This is a genomic window from Amycolatopsis sp. NPDC048633 (assembly GCF_040650695.1).
Lineage (GTDB): Bacteria > Actinomycetota > Actinomycetes > Mycobacteriales > Pseudonocardiaceae > Amycolatopsis.
This window is the reverse complement of sequence record NZ_JBEZHS010000041.1, coordinates 32,868-49,372: the sequence shown is the minus strand read 5'-3', so window position 1 is coordinate 49,372 and position 16,505 is coordinate 32,868. Positions and strand designations below refer to the sequence as shown.

Below are 16,505 nucleotides of genomic sequence, written 5' to 3'. Positions count from 1 at the left end.
ACCGCCGCCGAAGCGCGCGGACGAGTGGAAGGTTCCGACCTCTTTTCCGTCCAGGACCGCACTTAAGGTGACACGTGATCGCCCGTCTCCGGGGCGGACCCGCCGATCGAAAAGGACGACCCATGGACGGGCTGATGCAGCCGCGGCCGCTCACCATCGCCCACATCCTGGAGCGTGCGGAACGGCTCTTCGCGCACAAGGACGTCGTGACGGCCAGTGCCGAGCGACTCACCTACGCCGAGGTGGCCGGGCACGTCCGGTGCCTCGCCACCGCGCTGGACTCCCTCGGCGTGCCGGCCGGCGCCCGCGTCGGGACGTTCGCCGGCAACAGCCGGCGTCACCTGGAGCTCTACCTCGGGGTGCCGGCCACCAAGCGGGTGCTGCACTCGATCAACATCCGGCTGTCGGCCGAGCACCTCGAGTACATCGTCACCCACGCCGAGGACGACGTGGTGTTCGTCGATCGCGGGCTGCTGCCGCGGATCTGGCCGAGTGCCGACCGGCTGCCGTGCGTGCGGCACTGGGTGGTGCTGCCCGACGGCACCGACACCGCGATCCCGGCGGACCCCCGGATCCTGGACTACGACGAGCTGATCTCCACGGCCGCGCCGTTCGAGGGCTCGTTCGAGGGCGCGTTCTCGCTCGCGGACGAGAACCTGGCGTCCGGGCTGTGCTACACGTCCGGGACGACCGGACCGCCGAAGGGCGTGCTCTACAGCCACCGGTCGACGGTCCTGCACTGCTTGGGCACGCTCGCGGCCGGTCTCATCGGCCTCTGCGAGAGCGACGTCGTGCTGCCGATCGTGCCCATGTTCCACGCCAACGCCTGGGGCCTGCCCTACGGCGCGATGATGGCGGGAGCCTCGCTGGTCCTGCCGGGCGCGTCCGCGGATCCGGCGCACCTGCTGGGGTTGATGGAAGCCGAGCGGGTGACCGTCGCCGGTGCCGTGCCGACGGTGTGGACGGGCCTGGCTCCGCTGGTGCGGGACCACGACCTGAGCGCCACCCGGTTCCTGCTCGGCGGCGGCTCCGCCGTTCCCTCGGCGCTGTCCGAGACGTACCGCGCGGCGATCGGCGTCCCCATCACCCATTCCTGGGGGATGACGGAGATCAGCCCGGTCGGGACCATCGGCGGCACGCGCACCCAGCACCGGGACGCGTCCGCGGCGGAGCAGCTGGGCGTGCGGGCCGCGCAGGGCCAGCCCCTGCCCCTGGTGAACGTGCGCATCGTCGACGTCGAGACCGGCGAGGAGCTGCCGCGCGACGGAAACGCCGTCGGCGAGCTGCAGGTCGCGGGCCCGTGGGTGGCGGGCGGCTACTTCCGGGTGGACGCCGACGGCAGCTTCACCGCCGACGGCTGGCTGCGCACCGGCGACCTGGCCACCCTCGATGCCGAGGGCTACCTGCGGCTCGTCGACCGGATGAAGGACCTGATCAAGTCCGGCGGCGAGTGGATCTCCTCGGTCGAGCTCGAGGCCGCCATCGCCTCGCACCCCGACGTCGTCGAAGTCGCGGTGATCGCCCGCCCGGACCCGCGGTGGATGGAACGCCCCGTCGCCTACGTCGCGCTGCGCGAAGGCGGTGCCGCCACGGCCGAAGAGCTCCTGGCGCACATCACGCCGATGGTGGCCAAGTGGTGGCTGCCCGACGAGTTCGTCTTCCGGGCGACCCTGCCCAAGACGGGCACCGGCAAGCTCTCGAAGATCGCCCTGCGCGACGCGGCGCGGATCGCCTGAGGCGGCTCACGACGACGCGGGTCCACTGGCCCGCAGCTGGTGCAGCCGGAGCCCGAGCTGCAGCTCGAGGTCGTTGTCCTGGCGCCAGTCGAGGCCGAGGACGGTGCCGGCGCGGTCCAGCCGCTTGAGCAGCGTGTTGACGTGCACGTGCAACGCCCGCGCGGTCGCCGCGACGTTCGCGCGGTGGACGTAGTACGCGCCGAGGGTGTCGACGAGATCGGTGCCGCGCCGCCGGTCGTACTCCAGGAGCGGGCCGATGGAGCCGGCGAGGAACCGGTCGAGCTCGCCGGCCCGTTCCGCGTCGAACAGCATGGCGTACAACGCATAGCGGCGCGTGGTGGCACCCAGGTCGGTGTGCCCGATCGCCCGCACGACCGCGCCGCAGCGGCCGGCGAGCGAGAAGGCACGGGCCCAGTCGTGGTTGTCCGCCCGTTCCCCGATGACGACCACGGCCCCGCCCAAAGTGCGGCGCAGTCTACTGTGGACTTCTTCGGCGGTCCGGTCGTCGTCCGCGCTGGGCAGGATCATCGTGGCCTTGCCCAGGTGTTCGCCCGCCAGCCCGGCGCGGTCCCGGGCGATGCCGTGCAGGTGGCGCGCGAGATCGGTGGACGCCACCGTGGCGGACTCCGCGACGAGGACCAGCTCCAGGCGGTCGGCGTCGATGTCGCGCGCGCGGGTGCGGGCGCGCTGGGCCGGGCTGATCCCGGGGCCGCCGACCATGAGCTCGGTCAGGAGCTCGCCGCTCAACCGCTCGCTGGCCTCGGCCACGGCCCGCTCCTTGAGGATGAGCAGCCCGAGGATGTGGGTGGCCCGCTCGAGGGTGCGCAGGTCCATGTCGTCCGGGACGGCGTTGCCGGAGGCGGCTTTCCGGCTCCACGCCAGCGCGCCGAGGTAGCTGTCACCCGCCTGGATCGCGGCCACGCTGCGGGTGGTTCCGCCGCGGCCGGCCGAGACGGTGCAGCGGCCCGAGCGTCGCGCGTCCTCGACGGCGCCGGCCAGCTCGATCTCCCCCGCCCGGTCGAGGAGCGTGACGCTCCCGCCGAGCTGGTCGGCGAGCAGCTGCGCGACGTCGCCGGGGGTCCCGCCGCCCAGCACGACACCGGTCAGGGCTTCGTGGATCGCTTGCGCGCGTTCGGTTTTCCGGTAGGCGACCTGCAGCTCCTGCAGCGCGGTCCGGCTCGCTTCGTAGAGGCGGGCGTTGTCGAGGGCGACCGCGGCGTGATCGGCGAACGCGTTCAGCAGCGCGATCTCGTCGGCCTGGAAGGACCGCTCGGAGCGGTCCGCGGCGAACAGGGCGCCCACCGCTTCGCCCCGGATGACCAGCGGAACCCCGAGCAGCGCGACGAGCTCCTCGGTGACGACCAGGCGGTCGAAGTTCGGATCGTGCTCGATGAGGGTCGAAGTCGCGTAGTTGCGCACCCAGTACGGGCTCCGGGAGGCCAGCACCTTCCCGCCCAGCCCGACGCCGACCGGGATGTCCGCCGCGAGGAAGGTGGGGGAGACCGTGCCCTCCGACGCCTTGGCCGACAGCCTGCCGTTCGCACCGACCAGCGAAAGGTAGGTGAAGTCCGTGCCGATCAGGTCGTGGGCGTGGTGGACGATCGACTGCAGGACCTGGTCGAGCTCGCCCAGCGCGGTGAGCGACTTGACGGTCGCGTACAACGACGCCAGCTCCCGCTGCCGGCGCACGAGCGTGCCCGTCTCCGCCTCGCCGGCCACGGTCTTGTCGGACACGGTGTGATCCCTCCTCGGCGATGGGTGGGCGAAAGGCCCACCGATTCAACGGCAGGAGTGGATGGTCCACACCTCAAGCGCAGCGTAACGGCGCCCTAACATGACCGCCATCACCCGGCTGCGCTCATCGACGAAGGCGGCATCCATGGCAATCCCGCTCACCCAACCCGAAGGACAGTCCGGCCGGGTCGACGCCGATCCGGCCACGACCCGGCGCCGGGCCTTCCGCAAGCTGCTGGCCGCGGGGCTCATCGGGAGCTCGATCGAGTGGTACGACTTCTTCCTCTACGGCACCGCGGCCGCGCTGGTGTTCCCCAAGGTGTTCTTCCCGCACGCCTCGGCGCTCACCGGAACCCTCCTCGCCTTCAGCACGTTCTGGGCGGGCTTCGTGGCGCGGCCCATCGGCGGGGTGCTGGCCGGGCACCTCGGCGACAAGTACGGGCGCAAGCCGGTCGTCGTCGCCTGCCTGGCGGTCATGGGGGCCGCGACGTTCCTGATCGGCTGCCTGCCCACCGCGGCGGCCGTCGGCGCACTGGCCCCGACGCTCCTGGTCATTCTGCGCTTCATCCAGGGACTCGCGACCGGCGGCCAGTGGGGCGGCATCGTGCTGCTGCTGACCGAGTCCGCCGGGCCCAAACGGCGGGGTTTCGCCGGAACCTTCGGCCAGACCAGCGTTCCGGTCGCGGTGATCCTCTCGAACCTGATCTTCGTGGCGGCCAGCGGCCTGATGCCGGACGCCGCCTTCCTCAGCTGGGGCTGGCGCATCCCGTTCCTGCTCAGCGTCGTGATGTTCTCGGTGGTGCTCTACATCCAGGCCAAGGTGGAGGACACGCCCGAGTTCCGCGAGCTGCAACGCGAAACGGCGAAGCCCGGCGAGGCCGTGGTCCGGGCCCCGCTGGCCCAGGTCCTGCGCAGCAAGTGGGGGACCATCCTGCTCGGCTGCGGGCTCCTTTCCGCCACCAACAGCCTGTTCTACGTCAGCATTTCCGGGCTCCTGAGCTACGGCACCGGAACTCTCGGGCTCAAGCGCGATTCCCTGCTCGCGGTCGTGCTGCTCGCCTCCGTGGCGATGCTCGTGATCATCCCGTGGTCCGGGCGCCTCTCGGACAAGGTGGGCCGCCGGCCGCTGATCCTGGTCGGCGGCCTGGGCGTCGCCGCCTGGGGCTTCCCGTACTTCGGGCTCGTCAACACCGCGTCCCTGCCGCTGATCTTCGTCGCGGTGACCGTGGGGTTCGTGTTCCAGTGCCTCACCTACGGCCCGATCGCGAGCTTCCTCGGCGAGCTCTTCGCACCGCGCGTCCGCTACTCGGGCGCGTCGCTGGCCTACCAGCTGTCCGCGATCATCGTCAGCGGCGGCACGCCGTTCCTGATGACCGCGCTCATCGCGAACACCGGGAGCACCGCGACCGTCGCCGGCTACATCACGCTGATGGGGCTGATCACCTTCGCCAGTGCGTGGTTCCTGCCGGAGACGAACCCCGCCGATGTCCGTGCCGACGAGCACGCCATCCCCGGCGCGCACCTCTACGCCGGGAAGTGAGGCCGAAATGAAGCGGACGACCCGCCGGCTCGCAGTACCGGCGATGACGCTCCTGGTGGCGACCGCGGTGGCCGGACCGGCCTCCGCGACCACCGCGGCGGCGCCCGGGTGCGCCGCGTTGAACCAGCTGAAGATCCCGGCGTCGGTCATGAGCCTGCCGACGACCGGCGGCCGCGTCACGGCGGCGGTGGACACGACGGCCGTCGTCAGCGGCAAGCCGATCCGGTACTGCCAGGTCGACGCCGACCTCTTCCCCGTCGACCCGGCCGCGCCGGCCATCAAGATGCGCGTCGACCTGCCGTCCGGCTGGAACCACCGCGCGTTGATGTTCGGCGGTGGCGGTTACAACGGCACGATTCCCGATCCGGCGTCGAACGTGCCGTTCGGGCCCACCGACCAGCCGGTGCCGCTGGCCCGCGGGTACGCGACGTTCGCGAGCGACTCCGGCCACCAGCAGAACCCGGCGGCCCCGCCGTCCCTGGACGGGTCGTTCGGCGCGAACGACGAGGCGTTGCGGAACTTCGCCGCCGGTGACGCCCTCAAGAAGACGCTCGACGCGAGCCTGTTCCTGATCCGGCACGGCTACGGGACGAAACCCGCCGAGGTCTTCTTCGCCGGAGGATCGACGGGCGGCCGCGAAGCCCTCAACGTCGCCCAGCGGTGGCCGGCCGCGTTCGACGGCGTGATCTCGGCCTACCCGGCGTGGAACAACCTCGCCGAGATCCTGGACCTGGGGTACCTGACCCAGGTCCTGTCGCGCCCCGGCGCTTTCCCCGGCGTCGAAAAGCAGACGCTCCTCTACGACAGCGTCGTCAAGGCGTGCGACGGCCTGGACGGGCTCAAAGATCAAGTGATCTCGAACCCGGGCCGTTGTCACTTCGATCCCCGTGCGCTGCGCTGCCCGGGCGGAACCGACGCCGGTCCGACGTGTCTGTCGGACCCCCAGATCGGGGCCGTGACCGCGATGTCGTCCCCGTTCCGGTGGCCGTACCGGATCGCCAGTGGCGAAACCCAGTACCCGGGCTTCCCGTTCCTCTCGGGGGCGGACATGCGGACCCCGTTCCTCGGGTTCGGCACGACCGCGCCGGCCAATCCCATGCCGGTGACGAGCGGGTACGGGACGCAGTACTGGGACCAGTGGGTCAAGTACTTCCTGACCCGGAACCCGAACCAGAACTCCCTGGAGGTGGATCCCCGGCACCCCGGGAAGTGGCTCGGCCGGATCAGCGCGCTGTCCACGATCGAGGACCGCAACAACGCGGACCTCCGCCCGTTCGCCCGAGCGGGCGGCAAGCTGATCCTGCTCCACGGCGCGGCGGACGAACTGGTCTCCCCGTACTCGACGAGCGACTACTACGAGCGGGTCCGCGACGTGGTGGGGCCCCGGGCGACCGACGCGTTCGCGCGGTACTACGTCGTCCCCGGCGCGAACCACGCCAACTTCGGCACGCCGGCGTTCGCCGCCGGCTGGGACTCGCTCACAGCCCTCGAGCGCTGGGTCGACCGGGGACAGCCGCCGGCGAACCCGACGGTGACCGACCTGACCCACGCCCGCACCCGTCCGCTCTGCACCTACCCGGACTGGCCGCGGTATCGAGCAGGCGATCCGAACGTGGCGTCGAGCTTCGTCTGCACGCACTGACCGTGTCCGGCGGCCTGCCTTGATGCGTGCGGTGCGCGTTCGGGGCAGACTGTCGGCATGGCCGAAATCGAGGGAATCGACGTCACCGCGCCGCCGAGCGGTACGGGTTGCGCGGAGTGCCTGGCCGTGGAGGGCTGGTGGGTGCACCTGCGCCGCTGTGCCCAGTGCGGCCACATCGGGTGCTGCGACAGCTCACCGGCCCAGCACGCGACCGCGCACTACCAGGCGAGCGGGCACCCGATGATCCGCAGCTTCGAACCGGGCGAGGACTGGTTCTACAGCTTCGACACGGGCGAGGCCTACGACGGCCCGGCGCTGGCGCCCCCGGAGCACCGGCCGGTCACGCAGCCGGTGCCGGGTCCGGAGGGCCGGGTGCCGAGCGACTGGCAGTCGCACGTGCACTAGCGGAGCCGACCCGCGTGATCCGACGGTCGACACGCGTGATTGCGGGGTCGACACGGCGGGCGAGTCCGTGTCGTCCCCGCAATCACGCGAGTTGGCGTGCCGATCACGCGTGCCGGCGCTTCCGTCACGGCCACCTCGGGTGGGGGCGGGTCAGCTCTTGTCGCCGGTGCTGCGGAGGTGTTCCTTGACCTTGGCGATCGCGAAGCCCCAGCCCTGGTCGACCGTGGGCTTCGGCGGGACGGACATCTCCTCGGGGTTGGTCAGGACGTCCAGCAGGACCGGGCCTTCGGTGCTCAGCGCGCGCCGCACGGCGTCGGCGAGCTCGGCCGGGTCGGTGACCCGGATGCCGGTCAGGCCCAGCGCCGTGGCGACCGCCGCGAAGTCCGGGTTGTCCAGCTCGGTGCCGAACTCCGGGAGCCCGGCCTGTTCCTGCTCCAGCTTCACCATGCCCAGGCGCCGGTTGTCGAAGACCACCAGCTTCACCGGCAGCCGGTAGGTCTTGAGGGTCATCAGGTCGCCCAGCAGCATGCTCAGGCCGCCATCGCCGCAGAACGCGACCACCTGGCGGTCGCGGTCGCGCAACTGGGCGCCGAGCGCCTGCGGCATCGCGTTGGCCATCGACCCGAGGTTGTAGGAGCCGAGCAGCCGGCGCGAGCCGGTCATCCGGACGAAGCGCGACAGCCACACGGTGGCCATCCCGGTGTCGGAGGTGAACACGGCGTCCGGGGCGGCGTGCTCGTCGACCAGCGCGGCCAGCGCTTCCGGACGGATCTGGTGTTCGGCGTTGTCGAAGACGGATCGCATCTTGCCGACCAGGCCCTGGTCGTGCTCGGGGGAGGCCAGCCGCCGCTGCCCGGCGTGCCAGCGCTCGAAGTGCGCGCGGGCGTCGTCGAGGTGGGCCCGGGACGCCTGCGGGGACAGCCGCGGCAGCAACGCGGCCACCGTGGGGGCGACGTCGCCGACCAGGCCGATGTCGACGGGGACGCGGCGGCCGATGTGCTCGGCCACGGCGTCCACCTGGATGACCTTCTTGCCCGTCGGATACCAGGCCCGGTAAGGGAAATCGGTGCCCAGCAGGAGCAGCAGGTCCGCGTGGTCCATCGCCTCGGCGGCGGCGGGGTTGCCGATCAGGCCGGTCTGGCCGACCTCGAACGGGTTGTCGGCTTCGAAGCCTTCCTTGGCCTTGAGGGTGAGCACCATCGGCGCGCCCAGCCGGTCCGCCAGGGCCAGCACGTCCTCGCGCGCCTGCCGGGCGCCGCGCCCGACCAGCAGGGTGACCTTGCCGGCGGCGTTGAGCAGCTGAGCGGCGGCGTCCAGGGCGGGGTCGTCCGGGCGGGTACTGCGTTCGGCGAGGGAGAACCGCGGCTCACGGTCGGCTTCGACCTTCTTGTCCCCGATGTCACCCGGCACGGTCAGGACCGCGGGGCCACCGCGGCTGATTGCTGTGCGGACCGCGATCTCCAGCAGACCGGGGATCTGCTCGGGGGAGGTCACGGTGGCGCGGAAGACCGCGACGTCCTTGAACAGCAGGTCGTTGTCGACCTCCTGGAACATGTCCGTGCCGACGTCGGCCAGCGGGACCTGCCCGGCGATGGCGAGCACGGGGGCGTGGCTCTTCGCGGCGTCGTAGAGGCCGTTGAGCAGGTGCACCGACCCGGGGCCGACGGTACCCATGCAGACGCCGATGGTGTCGCCGAGCTGTGCCTGCGCGCCCGCGGCGAACGCGGCGGCCTCTTCGTGGCGGCAGCCGATCCACTCGATGCTCTCGGCGCGGCGGATCGCATCGGTGAGCGGGTTCAGGGCGTCACCGACCACGCCGAACACGTGCGTGACGTCGAGCTGGGTGAGGCTGTCGACGATGACTTGGGCGACGGTGCGGGCCACGGGTTCTCCTGGGTCAGACGGTGAAGTGGTCGGGATCGGCGGCGGCCCAGTCCTGCGCCCAGTCGCGCGGGGGCTCGGCCAGCAGCTGCTCGGGGGCGAGCCAGTCGTAGAGCTCGGCGTAGGAGCGCACCCGGTGCGGGTCGACGCGGCGGCGGAGCATGTGCGGCCGCAGCTCGGCGGGGAACCGGACGCCCATCGACGCCATGATCTGCTGGGCCCCGGTCACCGTGGAGCGCTGGAACCGTTCCACGCGAAGGGACTTGTCCGCGACGTCGAGGGCGCGGGCGCGGCGGGCGTCCTGGGTGGTGACGCCGACCGGGCAGGTGTTGGTGTGGCAGCGCTGGGCCTGGATGCACCCGACCGCGAACATCATCGCCCGCGCCGCGTTGGTGTAGTCCGCGCCTTGCAGGAGACGCTTGACGATGTCGGCGCCGGTGGCGACCTTGCCGCTGGCGCCGAGCTTGATCCGGTCGCGCAGGCCGGTGCCGACCAGTGCGTTGTGGACGGTGATGAGCCCTTCGGTCAGCGGGGACCCGATGTGGTCGGCGAACTCCAGCGGCGCGGCGCCGGTGCCGCCCTCGGCGCCGTCGACGATGATGAAGTCCGGCGTGACGCCCTCGGCGAGCATCGCCTTGCAGACGGCGAGGAACTGGCGGCGCGACCCGACGCAGAGCTTGAACCCGGTCGGCTTGCCGCCCGCGAGTTCGCGCATCGAGGCGATGAACAGCACCAGCTCGCGGGGCGTGGAGAACACCCGGTGGTACGGCGGGGAGATGACGGTCTGCCCCTGCGGAACATCGCGGACCCGGGCGATCTCCGCGTTGACCTTCCCGCCGGGCAGCACGCCGCCGATACCGGGTTTGGCGCCTTGGGACAACTTCAGCGACACGCATTTCACCGCATCGTGTGCCGCTTTGCCGGCGAACTCCGCTTTGTCGAAGTCGCCGTCGCCGGTGCGGCAGCCGAAGTAGCCGGTGCCGATCTCCCAGACGAGGTCACCGCCGTGCCGCAGGTGGTACTCCGACAGCCCGCCTTCGCCGGTGTCGTGGGCGAAACCGCCCAGCGCCGCACCTTTGTTGAGGGCCAGGATCGCGTTCGCGGACAGCGAGCCGAAGCTCATCGCCGACACGTTGAGCAGGGCCATGTCGTAGGGCCGGCTGCAGTCGGGTCCGCCGATCCGGATCCGCGGTGGGTCGTCCGGGGCCGCCACCGGCGCCATCGAGTGGACGAGGGATTCGTACCCGTCCGCGTAGACGTCACGCTCGGTGCCGAACGGCTCTTCGGCGTCCGTCCCTTTCGCGCGCTGGTAGACGATGCTGCGGATGTCCCGGTCGTAGGGACGGCCGTCGAAGTTGCGCTCGATGAAGTACTGCTGCAGCTCGGGTCGCAGCGCCTCGAGCAGGAACCGCAGGTGGCCGAGCACCGGGTAGTTGCGCAGGACCGAGTGCTTGCGCTGGAGGAGATCCCAGCACCCGACGCCGGCGAGGACGAGCAGCGGCACGGCCGGGAGCCACCACCACGGGCCGGCGAACACGGCGAGCGCGGTGGCGCCGAGTGCGAGGAGCGAGAGCGCACCTGTCGCGCCGAATCTGAGCACGAAGGTGAAGCTATCCGCGGTGGTGGCGCGGCGCAGGTCGAGCGCGTCGATCTCGGTGGTTACCGGCACCGATGGGGTATTCGTCCCGGCGCGGTCCGGCCGGCCGCGCTCACCGGGATGGGGGAGAGCGAGTGTTTCGACGGCGCGGTGGTGGTATCCGGCAGCCATGACGTCGATCGGGTATTTCCTCTCGTGTGAGCAGTACGGTCCGAGCGAGCTCGTCGCCCAGGCCCGCGCGGCCGAGCAGGCGGGTTTCGAGCGGTTGTGGATCTCGGACCACTTCCATCCCTGGAACGACGCGCAGGGCCAGAGCCCGTTCGTCTGGTCGGTGCTCGGTGCCCTGTCGGAGGCCGTTTCGCTGCCGGTCACGACGGCGGTGACCTGCCCGACCGTGCGGATTCACCCGGCCGTGATCGCCCAGGCCGCGGCGACCGCCGCCGTCCAGCTGGACGGCCGGTTCGTGCTGGGCGTCGGCTCGGGGGAGGCCTTGAACGAGCACATCCTCGGGGACCCGTGGCCTTCGGCGGGGCAGCGGCTGGCGATGCTGGAGGAGGCCGTCGAGGTCATCCGCAAGCTGCATGCGGCGGGGGCGCGTGGTGAGTCGGTGAGCCACCACGGGGAGCACTACGAGGTGCGGGACGCGCGGATCTACACGGTGCCGGCCGAGCCGGTGCCGATCTACGTGTCCGGCTTCGGTCCGCAGGCGACGGAGTTGGCCGGGCGGATCGGCGACGGGTACTGCACGGTCGTGCCCGACGCCGACCTGGTCCGCGCGTTCCGCGAGTCCGGGGGTGGCGACAAGCCGGTGCAGGCCGGGATGAAGGTCTGCTGGGACGCCGACGCCGAGGCGGCGCTCGACCAGGCGCACCGGCTGTGGGCCAACGACGCGCTGCCCGGCCAGCTGGCCCAGATCCTGCCGCGGCCGGAGGACTTCGAGGCGGCCACGACGTTCGTCCCGCGCGAGGCCGCCGGTGAGGCGATCGTGTGCGGCGACGACCCGAAGGCGCACGCGGAGCGGGCGCGTCAGTACGTCGACGCCGGGGTGGACGAGATCTACGTCCAGCAGGTCGGCTCCGACCACGAGGGTTTCTTCCGGGGCTGGGCGGAGCACGTGCTGCCGGAGTTCACCTGACGTTTCCGCGGCACTGGATTTTCGGCCGATCTCCGGTGAGAATGAAGGCCCCCTTATCGAAGAGGTGCCCTCCGGTGATGACGAAGAAGACAGTGCTGACCATTTTGGCCACGATTTCCCTATTTCTGGGCATGACGGAATCAGCCGATGCCCGCAATGATTCCTTGGCGAATCAGCGGGTTTCGGTCTGGTCGCCGAGCATGACGATCGGCGGCCCGAACTTCACCGACCAGACGCTGCGGATGGTCGTCCACCCCAGCGTCGGCGGCAGCGGCCTACGCCTGCACCTGTCCAACCTGCGCGGCACCACCCCCCTCGCCGTCGGGGCCGTCAGCGTCGCGCTGCAGTCCGAGAAGGCGACCGCCGTCGAAGGATCCCGGCGCACAGTCACCTTCTCGCGCGCGAGAACGCTCACGATCCCGGCCGGGCAGGAGGTCGTCAGCGACCCCGTGCCGATGTCCGTGCGCGCGGAACAGAACGTGCTCGTGAGCCTGTACCTGCCCCAGGCGACCAGTTCGGCGACCTGGCACTCCGACGCGTTCGACGTCTCCTACCTGTCGAAGCCGGGCGATCACACGGCCGACACCGAGGACGGGAACTACGTCGCCGCCACGACTTCCTGGTACTACCTGTCCGGTGTGGACGTCGTCTCGCCCGCCGCGCGCGGCACCGTGGTGGCCTTCGGCGACTCCATCACCGACGGCTACAACACCCCGGCGAGCGTCTACCACCGCTGGCCGGACGACCTCGCGCGCCGGCTGGCCGGACCGCGTCCGACCGCCGTGGTCGACGCCGGGATCGGCGGCAACCGGGTGCTGACCGACGTGCCGAACATCTGGCAGGGCGTCAGCGCCCTCAAGCGGTTCGCCCACGACGCCCTGGCGCAGCCGGGCGTGCGGATCGTGATCCTCATGGAAGGCATCAACGACATCGGGAACAACGCCGGCCCGGACGGCGGCCCGCTCACCGCGCGGCAGCTGATCGACGGCTACCGCGCGCTGATCCGGCAGGCGCACGCGGCCGGCGTGCGGATCCTCGGCGGGACGATGCTGCCGGACAAGGGCGCCGGCTACTACAGCGAACCCGCCGAGGCGATCCGCCAGGCGGCGAACGCCTGGATCCGCACGAGCGGGCAGTTCGACGGCGTCGTCGACTTCGACCGGGCGCTGCAAGACCCCTCCGATCCGGCGGCCCTGCGAGCCGGCTTCGACTCGGGTGATCACCTCCACCCGAACGAAGCCGGCATGCAGGCCATGGCCGACGCCGTCGACCTGCGGCTGCTGAACCGCTAGGAAACGCGGAACCCGTCCACCAGGAAATAGGTTCCGCTCAGTTTCGAAACGGTCAGCGTGTGCCGCCCGGCGGCGAGCCCGGTCACCGAATAAACGGGGAACCGGACTTGCCGCTGGGCGGTGTTCGCGCTGACTGTTCCTTTCGAAACCCCATCGAGCGTGACGCCGATATCACCTTCGTCGGAATTTGTTTCGGTGAGGAAACTGATCCCGGTCCCGGTGAAAGTGATCGACGCCGAATCGCCGTTCTGCTGGGTGTAGTGCACCCCGTTTTCGAGGTCGCCGTAGGTGCGCGAGCCGCTCGAGGACCAGGTCCCGGTGTAGGAGATCCGCAGATCGTCGTCGTCGAGCACCGTGGCCGGCGGGAGGTGCGGCCCGGCGGCGTCGATGATCGCCTGGGCCGCGGGCGGCCAGCGGCCGTCGGTGACCACAGTGGACGGTTCGAGGTCGATGTCCGTGCCGCTGTTGTTGTACCGGTCGGTGTCGGTGAAGTTGCCGTGGATCGAGTCGTCGTGGATGGTCGGCGTCCACAGGTTCAGCCACAGCGAGCCGTTGCTGAACTCCACCACGTTGTCGTGGGTGTTCCAGAGCGAGCTGCCCTCGTCGTGGTAGATCATGTTGCAGCCGTTGATGCACTCGCCGAGGACGTTCCCGACGAACTCCGACCCCGAAGCCTGGCCGCCGAGGGTGTAGATCGGCCCGCCGTCGAACAGCACACCCATCACGCTGTGCACGTGGTTGCCGACGACGTGGTTGCCGCCGGTGTAGGTCGTGCCGTGCAGGCACGGGTCTTGCAGGCCCTGCTTGGCCTGCAGCGCGCAGCTCGAAGCCCAGCCCCAGCCCCAGCCGATCGACACCCCCGAGTACGGCGTGTAGCCGATGTCGTTGTGGGCCAACGTGGTCCCGCGGCTGTGGCCGATCCAGACGCCGACCGCGTCCTGGTACTCCTGACCCGGCCGCTGCACGACGTTGCCGGAGACGCTGTTGCCGCTGGTCATCAGCGCGGGCTGGGTCTGGTAGTAGTCGTCGACCTCGCCCACCGTGACCCCGCTGCCGCCGAGGTCGGTGATCGAGCTGCCGGACACCGTGGAGTCCTGGGTCTGGTCGGCGAGGTCGATGCCGCTGGTCCCGGTGTGCTGCACGGTCACGCCGGTGAAGGTGATCCGGGCGCCGCGGTGCACCTGCACGGCCGCCGGGATGCGGGTCGGGGTCCGGGTCGCCGGGTCCCAGAGGATCCCGGCCTGATTGTCGATGTAGCCCGCGGTGCTCGGGGCGGTCCAGGTCGTGTAGGCGAACGTGATGCCCTCGAAGGCGATGTCGTGCACCGGCGCGACGACGTCGGGGATGACGGTGAAGGCGTCGATCAGCAGGTAGTCGCCGCCGGCCTTGACCACGCGGACCGTGTGCTTGCCCTTGGCGAGCCCGGTGACCGAGACGACGGCCTGCTGCGCGAGCCGTTCGGCGCTCTCGGCCGACACCGTCTGCGTCTTGACGCCGTCGACGTAGACGTCCATGTCGCCTTCGTCGGAGTTGGTCTCGGTCAGGACCTGGAGACCGGTGCCGGTGAAGGTGTAGCTGAACGCGTCGCCGTCGTTCGCGGTGTAGTGGACGTCGGCGCCGAGGTCGCCCAGGTGCCGGCCGTTCGAGTAGTTCCAGCTGCCGGTGTAGGTCGCGCGCCAGTCGGTGTCGTTGAGCGGCGCGAGGTGCCCGGGGGTGCCGGAGAGGTCGAGCAGCTCCGGCGCGACGGGCAGTTCGACGTCGGCCTTGGCCAGGTCCTCGCCGGGCCGCGGCACGTAGTAGAGGTAGCCGGCGTCGCCGTCGAGGTAGAACTGGCCGGGCGTGCCGAGCAGCTGGTAGGCGTTTTCGAGCCAGGTCACGCGGTCGAGGCTCGGCAGACCGGCGCCGTTGAAGGGAAAGCTCGGGTTGGGGACCGAGGTGTGGTTGTTGTTCCAGCACCCGGGGTCGACGGTCAGCGCGGACCCGCCCGCGGCGCCGGGCGTGATCGAGGCCAGCGGGCAACGCAGCTGCTTCCAGCCGTTGTTGGCGACGACTTCCACCCGGGCGGCGTTCGTCCACGACGTGTAGGCCGCGTCGGCGGTGGTGAACCCCGTGGCGGACACGGAGAACCCGCCCGGGTCCTGGGCCGTGCGGGCCCGCTGGGCGCGGACGCCGTCGACGAACAGCTCCCGGCTCGCGGTCCCCTTCGGCACCGGGGCGCGGTAGATGTTCTTGACGGCGTCCGTCTTATGGAAGCCGGTGATCTTCCGGGCGCCGCTGAACACCGGGGTCTGCCCAGGAGCCGCGCGGTAGACGACGCGGTGGCCCGGTCTCCCGGAGTCCTGCACGCCCAGGCGCAACGGCGTGGTCAGCGAGTAGGTGCCGCCGCGCAGCTCGACCACGACGTCCCCGGTGGCCCGGGGGAGCAGCGCGCGAACCCGGTCACGGGCGGTGGACAGGTCGCACGGCGCGGCGGAGCTGCAGGCCGAGCCGTGCCCGGAGGGGGCGGCGTGGAGGACGTCCGGGGGATGGCCGGGTGACGCGCCGACAGCCGCGACAACGGCTGCGGCGGTGACCAGGTGCGCGACGACGGTGACGATTCGCATCGGGTTCTCCGGCGGGTTCAGCGGATAGACATCCGATGAATATAGACCGATCTGACGTCGTGCGGGACAGTAAATCTTCCAGGCTGACGCGGGTAAGGCTTATATATCCGCCGAATCGCGGGTAAATCAGACATCGCGAGACAGAAGCCGTCGACGTCCTTGACAGGGAGAGTTCCTATGTTTGACGCTGCTGGCGACGGCAGACGGTTCAGTCGGCGAGCAGGAGCGCGGCGACCGCCTCCGGGGCCTCGAGCATCGCGTTGTGCCCGGTGGGGAGGTCGTGGACCTGCCACCCGGGGTCGGCGCGGAGCCGGGTGCGGAGCTCGGCGAACGGCGTCCGGTCTTCCCAGCCCGCGCAGTAGACGAACTCCCGCCGGGGGACCCGGGCGAACGTGCCGGTGAGCCGGATCGTCTGCAGGAACGCGGCGAGGGGATGGGGGCGGCGACGGGGGTCGCCGCCGTCCGGTGGCCGGACGGCGTAACCGGTGGCCGCGGCGCCGGTCGCGAACACTTTCCGGAAGTGCTCGTTCGTCGACGACCAGCACGACTCGCCATCGCGCGGCACGTAGGCGTCGAGGTGCACCAGCCGGGAGATCCGGCCGCCGGCGCGGTCGGCGGCGGCGGCGATCACCATCCCGGCGTAGCTGTGGCCGACCAGCGTCGCGCCGGTGAGGTGGTGGCGATCGAGGTGCCGCACCACGTCATCGGCGTGCGTGTCGAGGTTGGCGGACGCGACCGTCGCGGTGTCGTCGTCCGGCCGCAGACCGGTCAGGGTCAGGGCGTGCACGGTGTGCCCGGCCCGCTCCAGCAGCGGAACCACCGCCTCGAACGCCCAGGAACCCTTCCAGGCGCCGGGAACGAGGACGAACGTCGTCATGCGATTCTCCTTCTCACTCCGTATGGAGCAAGTGTCACCGGGTGAGGGCGTGGCGTGCCACCG

Annotated in this window: 11 protein-coding genes; 6 read left to right on the top strand and 5 right to left on the bottom strand. The window is 71.0% G+C overall.

Going from position 1 to position 16,505, the window contains the following annotated elements; translation table 11 throughout:
• Positions 1 to 122: 122 nt before the first annotated feature.
• Positions 123 to 1,736 carry a long-chain fatty acid--CoA ligase gene (locus tag AB0C38_RS42755; RefSeq protein ID WP_360684891.1) on the top strand — a complete coding sequence of 538 codons (1,614 nt, stop codon included), beginning with the start codon at positions 123 to 125 and terminating at the stop codon, positions 1,734 to 1,736.
• A 6-nt stretch (positions 1,737 to 1,742) separates the two neighbouring features.
• Here AB0C38_RS42755 and AB0C38_RS42750 read toward each other — a convergent pair whose 3' ends face one another.
• Entirely contained in the window at positions 1,743 to 3,470 is a 1,728-nt protein-coding gene (locus tag AB0C38_RS42750; RefSeq protein WP_360684888.1) for a GAF domain-containing protein, read from the bottom strand.
• 145 nt (positions 3,471 to 3,615) lie between these two features.
• On the opposite strand from AB0C38_RS42750, the gene AB0C38_RS42745 reads away from it, so the two are divergent.
• The 3 genes from AB0C38_RS42745 (at position 3,616) to AB0C38_RS42735 (ending at position 7,057) form a co-directional block, all read left to right on the top strand.
• Positions 3,616 to 5,010 (top strand): MFS transporter, encoded by a 1,395-nt coding sequence (locus tag AB0C38_RS42745; protein WP_360684885.1) that lies wholly within the window; start codon positions 3,616 to 3,618, stop codon positions 5,008 to 5,010.
• Between the two features lie 7 nt (positions 5,011 to 5,017).
• Positions 5,018 to 6,652 carry a tannase/feruloyl esterase family alpha/beta hydrolase gene (locus AB0C38_RS42740; RefSeq protein ID WP_360684882.1) on the top strand — a complete coding sequence of 545 codons (1,635 nt, stop codon included), beginning with the start codon at positions 5,018 to 5,020 and terminating at the stop codon, positions 6,650 to 6,652.
• A 66-nt stretch (positions 6,653 to 6,718) separates the two neighbouring features.
• Positions 6,719 to 7,057: a UBP-type zinc finger domain-containing protein gene (locus AB0C38_RS42735; protein WP_360684989.1), complete on the top strand. Its 339-nt coding sequence runs from the start codon at positions 6,719 to 6,721 to the stop codon at positions 7,055 to 7,057.
• Positions 7,058 to 7,207: 150 nt separating this feature from the next.
• On the opposite strand, the gene AB0C38_RS42730 is transcribed toward AB0C38_RS42735, so the two are convergent.
• Both AB0C38_RS42730 and AB0C38_RS42725 read right to left on the bottom strand, forming a co-directional pair.
• A complete protein-coding gene (locus AB0C38_RS42730) occupies positions 7,208 to 8,941 on the bottom strand; it encodes a thiamine pyrophosphate-dependent enzyme (RefSeq protein WP_360684878.1) in 1,734 nt (577 codons plus the stop codon).
• Positions 8,942 to 8,954: 13 nt separating this feature from the next.
• Complete coding sequence (locus tag AB0C38_RS42725; protein WP_360684875.1) at positions 8,955 to 10,607, bottom strand: FMN-binding glutamate synthase family protein; 1,653 nt, start codon at positions 10,605 to 10,607, stop codon at positions 8,955 to 8,957.
• Between the two features lie 97 nt (positions 10,608 to 10,704).
• On the opposite strand from AB0C38_RS42725, the gene AB0C38_RS42720 reads away from it, so the two are divergent.
• Positions 10,705 to 11,670 (top strand): TIGR03557 family F420-dependent LLM class oxidoreductase, encoded by a 966-nt coding sequence (locus AB0C38_RS42720; RefSeq protein WP_360684872.1) that lies wholly within the window; start codon positions 10,705 to 10,707, stop codon positions 11,668 to 11,670.
• A 200-nt stretch (positions 11,671 to 11,870) separates the two neighbouring features.
• Entirely contained in the window at positions 11,871 to 12,962 is a 1,092-nt protein-coding gene (locus AB0C38_RS42715) for an SGNH/GDSL hydrolase family protein (protein ID WP_360684869.1), read from the top strand.
• On the opposite strand, the gene AB0C38_RS42710 is transcribed toward AB0C38_RS42715, so the two are convergent.
• Together AB0C38_RS42710 and AB0C38_RS42705 are read right to left on the bottom strand one after the other, a co-directional pair.
• The gene (locus AB0C38_RS42710) at positions 12,959 to 15,565 is read right to left on the bottom strand and encodes a hypothetical protein (RefSeq protein WP_360684866.1); all 2,607 of its coding nucleotides are present in this window, start codon (positions 15,563 to 15,565) and stop codon (positions 12,959 to 12,961) included. The two genes, AB0C38_RS42715 and AB0C38_RS42710, sit on opposite strands and share 4 nt — an antisense overlap.
• 208 nt (positions 15,566 to 15,773) lie before the next feature.
• Positions 15,774 to 16,442 carry an alpha/beta fold hydrolase gene (locus AB0C38_RS42705; RefSeq protein ID WP_360684864.1) on the bottom strand — a complete coding sequence of 223 codons (669 nt, stop codon included), beginning with the start codon at positions 16,440 to 16,442 and terminating at the stop codon, positions 15,774 to 15,776.
• Positions 16,443 to 16,505: the final 63 nt, after the last annotated feature.